The organism is Halomonas aestuarii (assembly GCF_001886615.1).
Classification (GTDB): domain Bacteria; phylum Pseudomonadota; class Gammaproteobacteria; order Pseudomonadales; family Halomonadaceae; genus Halomonas; species Halomonas aestuarii.
Window position 1 is genome coordinate 303,662 of sequence record NZ_CP018139.1, and the last position, 11,574, is coordinate 315,235.

Below are 11,574 nucleotides of genomic sequence, written 5' to 3' on the forward strand. Positions count from 1 at the left end.
TACGCTTTGCATCGCAACGTACCGTCCCTGGGTGGCGGCCATCCGCGAGCGGAGCCTTCCATGATCGAAACGCGTGCCGCCTCCTTCGAGGTCAACGGCCAATGCCTGCTGCATCCCCTCGACCTCGCCTTCGCGGAAGGCCGGGTCCACGGCCTGATCGGCCACAACGGCTCGGGGAAGTCGACCCTGCTCAAGCTGCTGGCCCGCCAGCAGGCCACCAGCCGGGGCGAGCTCAGGCTGGACGGCACGCCGCTGAGGCACTGGGGCCATCGCGCCTTCGCCCGTCGGGTCGCCTACCTGCCCCAGCACCTGCCCGCCGCCGACAACCTCACCGGCCGCGAGCTGGTCGGATTCGGCCGCTATCCCTGGCGCGGCCTGCTGGGCCGGCACGGCCGCGGCGACGAGGCGGCCATCGACCGCGCCATGGCGCTGACCCACACCGAGCCGTTCGCCGACCGCCAGGTGGACACCCTCTCCGGCGGCGAGCGCCAGCGGGTCTGGCTGGCCATGCTGCTCGCCCAGGGCAGCGGCTTCCTGCTCCTCGACGAGCCCCTGGCGGCGCTGGACGTCGCCCACCAGGTGGAGGTGCTGACCCTCACCCGCCGCCTGTGCCGGGAGCTTGGCCTCGGCGTGATCATCGTGCTCCACGACATCAACATGGCGTCGCGCTACTGCGACCGCCTGGTGGCCCTGCACGGCGGCCGCCTGCTGGCCCAGGGCACGCCCGAGGAGATGATGAACGGCGACACCCTGAAGGCCATCTACGGCATCCCCATGCACGTCATGGCCCACCCCCGTGGCGGGCACCGCGTCGCCATCGCCCACTAGCCACGCTGCCCCTGACCATGGAGCTCGCCGTGTTTCCCGGATCGCCCCGCCCTCGACGCGCCCTGACATGGCTCGCCGGCCTGCTTGCCGCGCTGGTCGCCGCCGCGGCCCCGGCCGACACACCGCGCCTCGCCACCCTCGACTGGACCCTGGCCGAGACGCTGGTCGCGCTCGGCACGCCGCCGGTCGCGGTCGCCCAGGTCGAGGCCTACCATGCCTGGGTGGGCAAACCCGCCCTGCCTGCCCGGACCCTGAACCTGGGGCTGCGCAGCCAGCCCAACCTCGAGCGGCTCGCGAGCCTGGCGCCGGAGCGTATCCTGATCTCGCCGATGTTCGCCAACCTGACACCGCGCCTCGCGCGCATCGCCCCGGTCGTGTCCCTGCCTCTCTACAGCCCCGGGCGCGACACCTGGGAGGAGATGCGCGAGCTGACCCGCTCGCTCGGCCGCCTGGTCGAGCGTCCCGAGGCGGCGTCGCGGCTGATCGAGGAGACCGAGGCCCGGCTCGATGCCCTGCGCCGGCGACTCGATGACAGCCCCCCGCCGCTGCTGGTCGTGCAGTTCATGGACCGCCGCCACGTGCGGGTCTTCGGCGACAACGGGCTCTTCCAGGCGGTGCTCGATCACCTGGGGCTCGACAACGCCTGGCGCGGACCCACCAACGCCTGGGGCTTCTCGCTGGTGGGCATCGAGGCACTGGCCGGCCTCGACGCCCGCCTGGTGGTGGTGGAGCCCTACCCCGCGGGGGTTCGCGAGCGCCTGGACGACGCCGGCCTCTGGGGCCACCTGGTCGAGGTGAGCCGCGGCGCCCCCATCGTGCTGCCGCCGATCTGGAGCTTCGGCGCCCTGCCTGCGGCCACGCGTTTCGCCGACCGGCTGGTGAGCGCCCTGGAGCCCGACGATGCCGCCTGACGCCCCCGCCGCCCGCCGACCGTGTCGCCCCCGGCTGACCCCGGGGGCGCTCTGCCTGCCGCTCGCCCTTGGCGTGCTGATCCTCGGCCTAGGCCACCTGCTCGACGGCCCCGGCCTGGGGGAAGGCCTGGCTGCACTGCTCACTCCCGAGGCGCCAAGCGATACTCCCTCGCGCCTGGTGCTGCACTACACCTGGTGGCCGCGCCTCGCCATGGCCCTGCTCGCCGGGGGCGGACTGGCGCTCGCCGGGGTGCTGATGCAGCAGGTACTGCGCAATCCCCTCGCGGCGCCCACCACCCTGGGCGTGGCCAGCGGCGCCAACCTGGCGCTGATGGCCGCCTCGCTGATGGCCCCGGGCCTGCTGGGGCTGGGGCGGGAGTGGGTGGCGCTGGCCGGCGGCGGCCTGGCCATGGCCCTGGTCTTCGCCCTGGCCTGGCGACGCGGCCTGGCGCCGGTGGTGGTGGTGCTCGGCGGCCTGGTGGTCAACCTTTACTTCGGGGCGCTCTCCATGGTGCTGCTGCTCTTCCATCAGGAGGAGCTCAAGGGGCTGCTGATCTGGGGGGCCGGGTCGCTTTCCCAGAACGGCTGGCAGGACGTCGCCTTCCTGGCGCCGCGCCTGGCGATCGGCGGCCTGCTCGCCGGGCTGCTGCTGCGCCCCCTGGCGGTCCTCGCCCTCGACGAGGCCGGGGCCAGGAGCCTCGGCGTCTCGCTCAGGCACCTGCGCCTCGCCGGCCTGGGGCTCGCGGTCTTTCTCACCGGCTGCGTGGTCAGCGTGGTGGGGATCATCGGCTTCATCGGCCTGGCCGCGCCGAATATCGTGCGCCTGGCCGGCGCGCGGCGCCTGGGCGCTCGCCTCGCCTGGTCGACGCTGCTCGGCGCCCTGCTGATGGCGGCCACCGACCTGCTGCTGCAGCGCGTCTCGGGCCAGCTGCCGACCCTGATCCCCACCGGCGCCACCACCGCCGCCCTGGGCGCGCCCCTGCTGCTGTGGCTGATCCCGCGGCTGCGCCTCGCCGGCGAGACGCCCCCCCGCGAGGCTCGCGCGCCCGGTCGGCGTCATCCGGCTCCCGGGCGGCTGGCCGGCGGGCTCGCCATCGCCCTGCTGGGCGTGGGCGTGGTCGCGGTGCTGGTCGGCCAGGGCGCCGACGGCTGGCAGTGGGCCGCGCCCGGCGACTGGACGCGGCTGCAGTGGCGCGCGCCCCGGGCGCTGGCCGCCGCCGGCTGCGGGGTCATGCTCGCCATCGCCGGCACCCTGATCCAGCGCCTGACCGCCAACCCCATGGCCAGCCCGGAGGTGCTGGGCATCAGCGGTGGCAGCGCCATCGCCTTGATGGGCGCCATCTTCCTGCTGCCCGCCCCCGGCAACCTGACCCTGGTGGCCGCCGGCACCCTGGGGGCGCTCGCCAGCCTGGCGGTGCTGGTAGGCCTCAACCGCGGCAGCGGCTTCCAGCCGGAACGGCTGCTGCTGACTGGGGTGGCCATCACCGCGATGTTCGAGGCGATCAAGGGCGTGGTGCTGGCCGGCGGCGACCCCCGCGGCCAACAGGTCATCGCCTGGCTGTCGGGTTCCACCTACTACGTCGACCCGACCAGCGCGCTATTGGTGGCCGCCGCGGCCCTGCTGCTGGCCCTGGTCGCCGCACCGCTGGCCCGCTGGCTGGAGATCCTGCCGCTCGGTGGCGCCACCGCCACGGCCCTGGGCCTGCCCCTGGCGCGTGCGCGGCTGGCGCTGTTGCTGATGATGGCGATGCTCACCGCCGGGGCCACCCTGGTAGTGGGGCCGCTCTCCTTCGTCGGCCTGCTGGCCCCGCACATGGCGCGACTGATGGGCTTCGCCCGGGCCCGGTCGCACCTTGTCGGGGCGGCGCTCACCGGCGCCCTGCTGATGGTGCTCGCCGACGGGCTGGGTCGCCAGCTGCTGTTCCCCGAGGAGATCCCCGCCGGCCTGGTGGCCACGCTGCTCGGCGGCGCCTACTTCATGTGGGGGCTGCAGGCAGCGCCCGCAACACGCTGAGGCCGTCGACTCATCGACGCAACAGCACCACACCTCACCGGGGCGCGACCCTGTCGAGGTGCTGGACGGGCCGTGTCAGCCGCTCGCCGGCGAGGGTTCTCAGCGACTCGGCCAGCGACTCGACTCGCGGCTGCGATGGCCCCGCCAGACATCACCCTGCAAAGTTCGGCCCTCAGCGATCTACAAGGATGTAAATCGTAATACCCCAATCTATAAATTTAATGATTTGATCTAAGCATTTTTTGCCCTGCAACTCGTCGGGGGCTATACCTGAAATCAAACCCGTCATTGATGGATGCAGAGGCAGGAGCCACGTGGCGGATCAGGGATGGTGTGGTCTTGGCGCCCCCAGCCTGTCAGCGGGGGCGTATTGTCCATTTTCCCGCCAGATATTGACGATGATTGATAATTATTCCTGCCCGATTTCCGGCTCGAACTTTACATTAGATAGTACTTAATATTAATCCGCCTACACCATCTCTTCCAGGAAAAAGGAAAGCCCTTGCGATGCGACAATCGCGACGCGAGGCATCGAAAGGAGACGGCGCGGGCCTGCCCGGGGACTTGGGAACGACAACAGGATGATGCCGTCCCGACAGGAGGTTGAATGGCTTCGTACAAGGGGGTACAGGGCGCCCTGAATGCGCTGGAGGCCTTCTTCAAGGCGCAGCTGCCGGAGGAACTGAGCGGCGGGCCGACCAATGCCCGGGTCAGCCTGCTGGGCAGCAACGACATCGCCAATCGGCTGACCGGCAACCTGCTCGGCATCTACCTGCATCGCATCACCATCGACGACCATGGCCGTTCGCGCTTCTTCAACTCCCAGGGCACCGATAACAGCGCCCCCCGCCCCGAACTGCCCGTCAACCTGCACTTCCTCCTGATCGCCAACGCCAACAGTGCCACGGTCGAGGCGGATCTGATGAGTTGGGCCATGGTGGAACTGGCCAATCATAGCCAGCTGGATATTTCCCATGTGCAGGACGTCGATGACGACTGGGGGCAGGCGGAGATCCTCAACATCACGCCGGTGGACATTACCACCGAGGACCTGATGCGCCTCTGGGACGTGTTCGAATCCCCCTATACCAGCACCATGGCCTATATCGCCAAGACCGTTCGCCTGCGGCTGAATCCACAGCGCACCGAAGGACCCGACGTGGTCACCCGCGTGTTGCCGGCAGGGCGCATCTGATGAGTGCCCTCAAGATACTCGACACCCACATCACGCACGCCAGCGACATCCTGTACTGGCTGGACGGCAGCACGGCGGAGGAGCCGGACCAGATGCTGAGGCTCCCCCACCCCGTCCAGTTCGACCTGAGCAGCAAACCCCGCGACCTGCAGATTCGCCAGGTGCCAGGCAGGACCGCGCTCTGGCGGCGGTCGGCAGCGAAGATCATCGACGGTCCCGCCAGCGAAGCGGACAGGACCTTCGCCGATGCCGGCAGTTTCACCTTGGCCGGCACCGCATACGACAGCCGCGGCTTCTACAACCCCCGCACCTTTTCCATCACGGCGGGCGCCGGCAGCGTCCCGATCGCGGGCCATGGGCTGGTGATGTATCCCAGCCCCAAGGGGACGCGCTTCGGCAAGGCCGGTGGCCTGGTCGCGACGCTGCGATTCGCCGGCGAGGACCGCATCGTGCCCTGGGCACTGTTGACCGCCGTGGTCGCCATTCCCGGCATCGGCCACCAGACCTATACCGCTCAGGCGGATCACCGCGGCGACGTGCTGCTGCCACTGCACCGTCTGCCGCCGCTGCCGGAGGGCGTTTCCGAGTACAGCATCAGCCTGGGTGTCGAGGCACTGGAGAGCGCCAGCGCCCAGACTCCGCTGAATACCGACGATCTGGTGGCCATGGACCTGGAGAGCCTCTCCAGTGCCGGTGCCTTTTCCGATCCCATCGGATTCTCTGTCGTACCCGGTGAGATCCGATTAATCCGATCCGCGAACAAGGATCATTTGGCCGTGCAGCCCAGCTGACCATCGCTGCCAGCTGAGCATCGCTGAAGGAGGAGATCATGCCTGAATATCTAGCACCGGGTGTCTATGTCGAGGAAGTCAGCTTCCGGTCCAAATCCATCGAGGGCGTGGGAACCAGCGTGGCGGGCATCGTGGGTCCCACCCGTTATGGTCCGCTGCGCGGCAAGCCGGAAGCAGTCACCAGCTTTGCCGACTTCACCCGCGTCTACGGTGACGTCCAGGACCTTTCCCTGGGCGGCAGCGGCGTGCTCAATCACACCGCCATGGCGGCCAAGGCGTTCTTCGACGGCGGCGGCAAGCAGCTCTTTGTTTCCCGAATCGCCAACTATGCACTGCCCACCGACGGCTTCGCCTCGGCGGCGGACAGCAGCAACCACGTCATCTTCCGGAGCCGCTACCCCGGCGCCATGGGCGACCTCACTCTCGAGGTGGAATGGCGGGACAGCGAGAACCTGATCCAGTCCACCGTCACCAGTGCCCCGACGGAAGGCAACGTGGTGTTCCTCGATGCCGTCGGCCTGCCGGCGGAGGCCATCGCCAACGACGCTCTGCCCGCCAGCCACTTCCCGATGACCGTTCGCGGACTGGTGCAGCGGGTCGGTGACAACTACCGCATCGTCGACGGGCTCTGCGACATCACCGCGGACGACGATGCCAGCCTCACCGCTGCCGACCTGGTCTCCGGTGACGATCATCTGCTGGGCGCCAACATGGCAAACGGCGGCGACACCCGCATCAGCATCACCCGGGTGGTCGCCAAGCGTCCTACCAGCGGTGCGCTGTCCGACGGCACCTCGGCGGTGCTGACCCTGAGCGAGGAAACCGACCTCTCGGCCTTTTTCAGCGGCAGTCACTGGGGCACCCTGACCTCCCTGCGTGGCACCCTGAATGCCGCCGGCACCGTCTTTACCGTCGACGGCAGCGGCCTGAACGCCGGCGTGGGCATGGCGATCGCGCTGAACCTGTCGGCCCTGGCGGCCGCGCCGGACAGCGTGCGCGCGATGATGGTCCAGCGCACCTTCGATATCAGCGTGCACAACGGCGGCGCCAACGGCCCGGTGATCTACGGCTACGGCAACATTTCCAGTGCGCCCGACGCCGACAACAGCCTCGCTGGCGTTCTGGCCGCCGAACCGCAGAAGCGCTACGACCGGCTCACCAGTCCGGTCCAGTGCTCCCTTGCCGACGGCATCAGCGGCGAGGATGTCATGACCGCGTTGTTCCAGCTGTTCGACGACGATGCCATGAACCCCGGCCCGACGTCTGTGGAAGGCCCTCGTTACCTGATCACCCTCGACGGCGGCAGCGACGGCGAGGTGCCCGCGGCGTTGCACTACGGCGGCGCCACCGACGAAGTGAACGGCAGCACCGGATTCGCGTCGCTGGAGGATATCGAGGACATCGCCATTGTCATGACGCCTGCCGCGGCGGCCGATGCCGCCAACCACCAGGCCATCGTGGCGGAGATGCAGAAACACTGCCGCAAGATGCGGTACCGGGTCGGCATCGTCGACGGTCGCGAGGGCATGTCGCTGTCGGAAGTGCGCGAGTTCCGCTCCAACTTCGACGATTCCCGCCTCGCCCTCTACTACCCCTGGGTGGTGGCCGCGGATCCTCGCGGCATCAGCCCCACCCTCACGTTGCCGCCGGCGGGATTCATCGCCGGTGTCTACGCCAACACCGACGCCCAGCGTGGCGTGCACAAGTCGCCCGCCAACCAGCCGGTGATCGGCGCCCTCGGCTTCGCCCAGGACATCAACCGCTTCCAGCAGGAGCTGCTCAACCCCGAAGGCGTCAACTGCCTGCGCTCCTTCCCGGGCCGCGGCCACCGGGTCTGGGGCGGCCGCACCCTGTCCAGCGACCCGGAGTGGAAATACGTCAACGTCCGCCGCTATTTCCTCTACCTGGAGCGTTCCATCGACAAGTCAACCCAGTGGGTGGTGTTCGAGCCCAACGGCGAACGACTGTGGGACAACGTGCGCATCACCGTGGAGAACTTTCTCTACAACGAATGGGTGAACGGCCGGCTGCTGGGCAGTGCCAAGACGGCCTTCTTCGTGCGCTGCGACCGCAGCACCATGACGCAGAACGATCTCGATAACGGCCGCCTGGTGTGCGAAATCGGCGTGGCCGCGCTGAAGCCGGCGGAATACGTCATTTTCCGCATCGGCCAGAAAACCGCCGACAGCTGAAGCACGCACTGATAAGGAACCGACGCCATGGCACAGTTTCGTGAGACACCCTACAGCGTTTTCAACTACCTGGTGAATCTGGACGACGGCACCGAGGGCGATATCGCCGGCGGCTTTTCGGAGATCTCCGGCCTCAACGCCGAGGTCACGGTGGCGGAATATCGCAACGGCAACGCGCCGGTGAACTACGTCACCAAGATTCCCGCCATCCACAAGGCCGGCGACGTCACGCTCAAGCGTGGCGTCATCGGCGCGGAGAACATATACAGCTGGCTCGACCAGGTGCGGGCCGGTGACGTCGCCGCCAAGCGCAACGTCACCGTCAAGCTGAAGAGCGAGGACCCGACCAGCGCCACCGCCGTGGTCACCTGGAAACTGGTCAACGCCATGCCGATCAAGTGGACCGGGCCCACGCTGACCGCCAAGGGCGGCAGCGACGTCGCCATCGAGGAGCTGGTGCTGGCGGTCGAGCACATCGAACAGGAGTGAGTGCTGCCCCATGAAGGAACTGCTGGCTTCCCGAATCGCGTTGACGCCACGTCCGCCACTGCCCCGCAAGGCGGTGCTCGAGGTGGCCATGCTGGGTCACTGCCCGGGCCCGGTGCGGCTGGAGCGCCTGCGGGCGCTGCACGGTGCCGTGGCGGAAATGCGGGCCCTGGGCTTCGGCGAGGCAGTGGCCCAGCTTCAGGCCGGCAGCGGCGACCCCCGGGTACTGGCCTTGCAGCACCTGCCGATCCCGCTGCGCTCCAGCGCCGAGTTCCACGATATCTTCCCGGAAGCGTCAAACGCCGACACGGACTACGTCAGCGTGCTGGCAGGGCGCCGCGCCTGGCTGCCCCGCTGCATCGATGACTTCTTCGCCAACGGCGGCGAGAAGCTCTGGGTGATCGTGGTGCCCGAGGAGGAGGGCCAGGACGGCTTTCTGCCGGCGCCGGACACCCGATTGCACGAGATCGCCACCTTGCGTGGACTGGCCTGCGCGCTGGTGATTCCCACGCTGGGCACGGTCACCTTTCCTGATCTGGAGCGGCTGCAGGTCCCGGCCCGCTTGCCCGACATTCCCCGGGTACGCCTGGACAACCCCGACCCCCGCTTCGTGCCCTGCGGCACCGAGCTCGACGACGATCATCGCGAACGGCGCCACAGCGAGGAAGTGGCGCTCGGCGAGATGCCACCGCCGGCGGCGCTGAACCGCGTGCTGCAGGGCATCCTGCCGTGGCTGGCGAAACAGCGCCCGGACCTGCAGTGCCTGCTGACCCTGCCCCTGGCCTATCACGGCGAACGGGGCAGCCCCGCGGTCGACGAGCAGGCGCTGCAGTGGATCCGCGATATCCGCGACGGCGACAGCGGCCCCCATCTGCGCCATGTGCAATTCCTGTTTCCCTACCTCCGCGGGCCCCAGTTCGACCTGCTCAGTCCGGCAGGCCTGGTCGCCGGCAAGCAGTCCGCCCGGGCACAGGCGCGAGGCCCCTGGCGCTCCATCGCCGGCCAGCCCCTGGAAAGCTCGGGTCTGCCCTATCCGCCGTTGAGCATCGTTGACCAGGTACGGCTGCGTGACGATCCCGGCGTGGGCGTGCTGCAGCAGCGTAACGGCCGGGTGCAACTGGACGATGAACGCCTGGTGGTGCCGGCGCTGCACCCGGACGATTACGCCCATGCCGACGCTCCGAGCCGCTTCGACGGCTATCGCTCGGCGGAGGTGATGCGCCTGCTGGGCTACCTGCGGCGTCAGCTCAACACGCTGGGGGAGCAGCTGATCTTCACGCTGGATTACCGGGACCCCCGTCCGCGTCTGTTGCTCGAACGCTTCTTCCGGCAGCTCCAGCAACGGGGGGCGCTGCGCGGGGCGACGGCCCAGGAGGCCTTCCACATCGAGGAGAGTCCGACCCGGGAAGGCGTGATGATCTTCGACATCATGATCGCACCGGCCTTCCCGATCGACCGCATCCGCCTCACCTTCACCAACCGGCAGGGGGAATGGAAGGGAGGGGTGAACGATGTCTGAGTTCGTGCCGTTCCGCTTCAAGGTGAACCTGTACAACAGCGAGAACAACCAGTTGCTGTGCAGCGGACAGTTCAGCGAGGTCACGGGCTTCGAGCTCAGCATGGAACCCAGGACCATTCAGGAGGGCGGCCGCAACTGGGGCGAGCTGAAGCGCAGCGGCATCACCACGTTCGCGCCGATGATCCTGAAGAGGGGCGTCACCAGCGTCAACGACCTCTGGAGCTGGTTCGACGCCAGCACCCGGGGCTCCCACTACGGCTACCGCCTGCACGGGGAAATCATCGTGCTGGGCAATCCCCTGGAGGGGAAGACAGAAAACCCGGTGATGACCTGGCGCCTGGAAGGCGTCATGGCGACCAAGTTCAAGGGCCCCGACCTCAACGCCACCGCCAGCCAGGTCGCCATCGAAGAGCTGCACCTGGTGCATGAGGGGCTGGAACTGGAACGGCCGGCGGCGACCGGCAAGGGAGCTGAACCGAGATGATGAACCCCGAGCGCGGCAAGCTGATACCGGTCAGCGGCAACAACAGCACGCCGGACATGGGCAATGCGGTCGACGTGCAGTTCAACCCGATGTCGCTGAAGGTGTCGCTGTCCAACACGCTGAAGGAAAACAGGCGCAACGGCAGCAGCCGCGCCGCCCAGTTCGTCGACAAGAGCTCGTCCAGCCTGTCGGTCGAGCTGCTCTTCGACACCACCTACATCGACGCCGGCAGGGACGAATCCCAGAACGATATCGAGCAGGGCTCCGACGTCCGCGACCAGACGAAGAAGATCGCCGAACGCTTTCTGAAACCGGTGGCGTCCGGCGAGCAGATGGAGGCCCCCAGGCGCTGCCTGTTCCAGTGGGGCAGCTTCGAGTTCGTCGGCATGGTGGAGAGCTTCGACGAGACCCTCGAGTACTTCTCCAAGGAAGGCCGCCCGCTGCGTGCCAAGGTGGTACTGCGTCTGAAGGAGGACCGTTACCAGTTCCGTCAGCGCAGCGACGGCGTCGCAGCGGCGCAGCAGGATACGCCCACGCTGACCCCCACCGGCAGCGGCGGCACCGGTACCGGTACCCACCAGAATACCCGTCCCGTGCCCGGCGCCAGCGAGGGTCCCGGCAACTGGCGCGATACCGCCCTCTACAACGGCATCGAGACCCCGCGGCTGCCCGGCGCGTCGGTGCTGGCGGTGCCCGGCGTCTCAGCCGGTGCCTCGGTGGGCATCCACGCCGCCGGCGGCGTCGGTGTCGGCGTCAAGACCTCCTTCTCCGCCCGGCCGGCCTTTTCCTTTGGCGCCTCGGCGCGTCTCGGCACCCGTGTCCAGGGCGCCTTCGGCATCGAGACTGGCGCCGGCTCCTCGGCGGCGGCTGTTTCCAGGGCAGACGCCGATGCGGCGGGCGAAGGGCCTGTCATCGGACCGGATGCCGGCGTCGGCTTCGATTGAAGGCCGGATGTTCATGAACCGTTAACCGCAGGAGTCACGGATGCCCATCATCATCGAAGAAGTCATCGCCGACATTCAGGAGCCGGTGACCCAACCGGCCGAAACCCTGCCGGCACCGCAGCAGCAGCCGCTGGATGACACTGAGGCCAAGCTGGCCGCGACCCTGGAAAGAATTCAGCAGCGCCAGCAGCGCCTGACAGTGGATTGAGC

At 68.4% G+C, this 11,574-nt stretch carries 11 protein-coding genes; all 11 read left to right on the plus strand.

Features of this window, described 5'->3' with window-relative positions; all coding sequences use genetic code 11:
• The first annotated feature begins 60 nt into the window (after positions 1-60).
• The 11 genes from BOX17_RS01380 to BOX17_RS16910 all read left to right on the plus strand — a co-directional run bounded on the left by BOX17_RS01380 (position 61) and on the right by BOX17_RS16910 (position 11,572).
• Complete coding sequence (locus tag BOX17_RS01380) at positions 61-828, plus strand: ABC transporter ATP-binding protein (protein WP_071941710.1); 768 nt, start codon at positions 61-63, stop codon at positions 826-828.
• Between the two features lie 29 nt (positions 829-857).
• A complete protein-coding gene (locus BOX17_RS01385; RefSeq protein ID WP_244272182.1) occupies positions 858-1,739 on the plus strand; it encodes an iron-siderophore ABC transporter substrate-binding protein in 882 nt (293 codons plus the stop codon).
• A complete protein-coding gene (gene fhuB / locus BOX17_RS01390) occupies positions 1,729-3,753 on the plus strand; it encodes a Fe(3+)-hydroxamate ABC transporter permease FhuB (protein ID WP_071941712.1) in 2,025 nt (674 codons plus the stop codon). The genes BOX17_RS01385 and fhuB overlap by 11 nt, the downstream gene beginning before the upstream one ends.
• 607 nt (positions 3,754-4,360) lie before the next feature.
• Positions 4,361-4,948: a Pvc16 family protein gene (locus BOX17_RS01395; RefSeq protein WP_071941713.1), complete on the plus strand. Its 588-nt coding sequence runs from the start codon at positions 4,361-4,363 to the stop codon at positions 4,946-4,948.
• Positions 4,948-5,739 carry a hypothetical protein gene (locus tag BOX17_RS01400; RefSeq protein ID WP_083582036.1) on the plus strand — a complete coding sequence of 264 codons (792 nt, stop codon included), beginning with the start codon at positions 4,948-4,950 and terminating at the stop codon, positions 5,737-5,739. The genes BOX17_RS01395 and BOX17_RS01400 overlap by 1 nt, the downstream gene beginning before the upstream one ends.
• Before the next feature lie 38 nt (positions 5,740-5,777).
• Positions 5,778-7,931, plus strand: a complete 2,154-nt coding sequence (locus tag BOX17_RS01405) for a phage tail sheath family protein (RefSeq protein WP_071941714.1) — start codon at positions 5,778-5,780, stop codon at positions 7,929-7,931.
• A gap of 27 nt (positions 7,932-7,958) precedes the next feature.
• Positions 7,959-8,420 carry a phage tail protein gene (locus BOX17_RS01410; protein WP_071941715.1) on the plus strand — a complete coding sequence of 154 codons (462 nt, stop codon included), beginning with the start codon at positions 7,959-7,961 and terminating at the stop codon, positions 8,418-8,420.
• A 10-nt stretch (positions 8,421-8,430) separates the two neighbouring features.
• Positions 8,431-9,936, plus strand: coding sequence for a hypothetical protein (locus BOX17_RS01415; RefSeq protein ID WP_071941716.1), 1,506 nt, complete (start codon positions 8,431-8,433; stop codon positions 9,934-9,936).
• Positions 9,929-10,420: a phage tail protein gene (locus BOX17_RS01420; protein WP_071941717.1), complete on the plus strand. Its 492-nt coding sequence runs from the start codon at positions 9,929-9,931 to the stop codon at positions 10,418-10,420. Before BOX17_RS01415 ends, BOX17_RS01420 begins: the two co-directional genes overlap by 8 nt.
• A complete protein-coding gene (locus BOX17_RS01425) occupies positions 10,417-11,364 on the plus strand; it encodes a CIS tube protein (RefSeq protein WP_071941718.1) in 948 nt (315 codons plus the stop codon). The genes BOX17_RS01420 and BOX17_RS01425 overlap by 4 nt, the downstream gene beginning before the upstream one ends.
• A 40-nt stretch (positions 11,365-11,404) precedes the next feature.
• Positions 11,405-11,572 carry a hypothetical protein gene (locus BOX17_RS16910; protein WP_164508621.1) on the plus strand — a complete coding sequence of 56 codons (168 nt, stop codon included), beginning with the start codon at positions 11,405-11,407 and terminating at the stop codon, positions 11,570-11,572.
• Positions 11,573-11,574: the final 2 nt, after the last annotated feature.

Excerpts from the sequence above, each read along its gene's own strand:
- BOX17_RS01380 (WP_071941710.1), top strand. The coding sequence starts at position 61 with ATGATCGAAACGCGTGCCGCCTCCTTCGAGGTCAACGGCCAATGCCTG.
- fhuB (WP_071941712.1), top strand. The coding sequence starts at position 1,729 with ATGCCGCCTGACGCCCCCGCCGCCCGCCGACCGTGTCGCCCCCGGCTG.
- BOX17_RS01395 (WP_071941713.1), top strand. The coding sequence starts at position 4,361 with ATGGCTTCGTACAAGGGGGTACAGGGCGCCCTGAATGCGCTGGAGGCC.
- BOX17_RS01400 (WP_083582036.1), top strand. The coding sequence starts at position 4,948 with ATGAGTGCCCTCAAGATACTCGACACCCACATCACGCACGCCAGCGAC.
- BOX17_RS01405 (WP_071941714.1), top strand. The coding sequence starts at position 5,778 with ATGCCTGAATATCTAGCACCGGGTGTCTATGTCGAGGAAGTCAGCTTC.
- BOX17_RS01410 (WP_071941715.1), top strand. The coding sequence starts at position 7,959 with ATGGCACAGTTTCGTGAGACACCCTACAGCGTTTTCAACTACCTGGTG.
- BOX17_RS01415 (WP_071941716.1), top strand. The coding sequence starts at position 8,431 with ATGAAGGAACTGCTGGCTTCCCGAATCGCGTTGACGCCACGTCCGCCA.
- BOX17_RS01420 (WP_071941717.1), top strand. The coding sequence starts at position 9,929 with ATGTCTGAGTTCGTGCCGTTCCGCTTCAAGGTGAACCTGTACAACAGC.
- BOX17_RS01425 (WP_071941718.1), top strand. The coding sequence starts at position 10,417 with ATGATGAACCCCGAGCGCGGCAAGCTGATACCGGTCAGCGGCAACAAC.
- BOX17_RS16910 (WP_164508621.1), top strand. The coding sequence starts at position 11,405 with ATGCCCATCATCATCGAAGAAGTCATCGCCGACATTCAGGAGCCGGTG.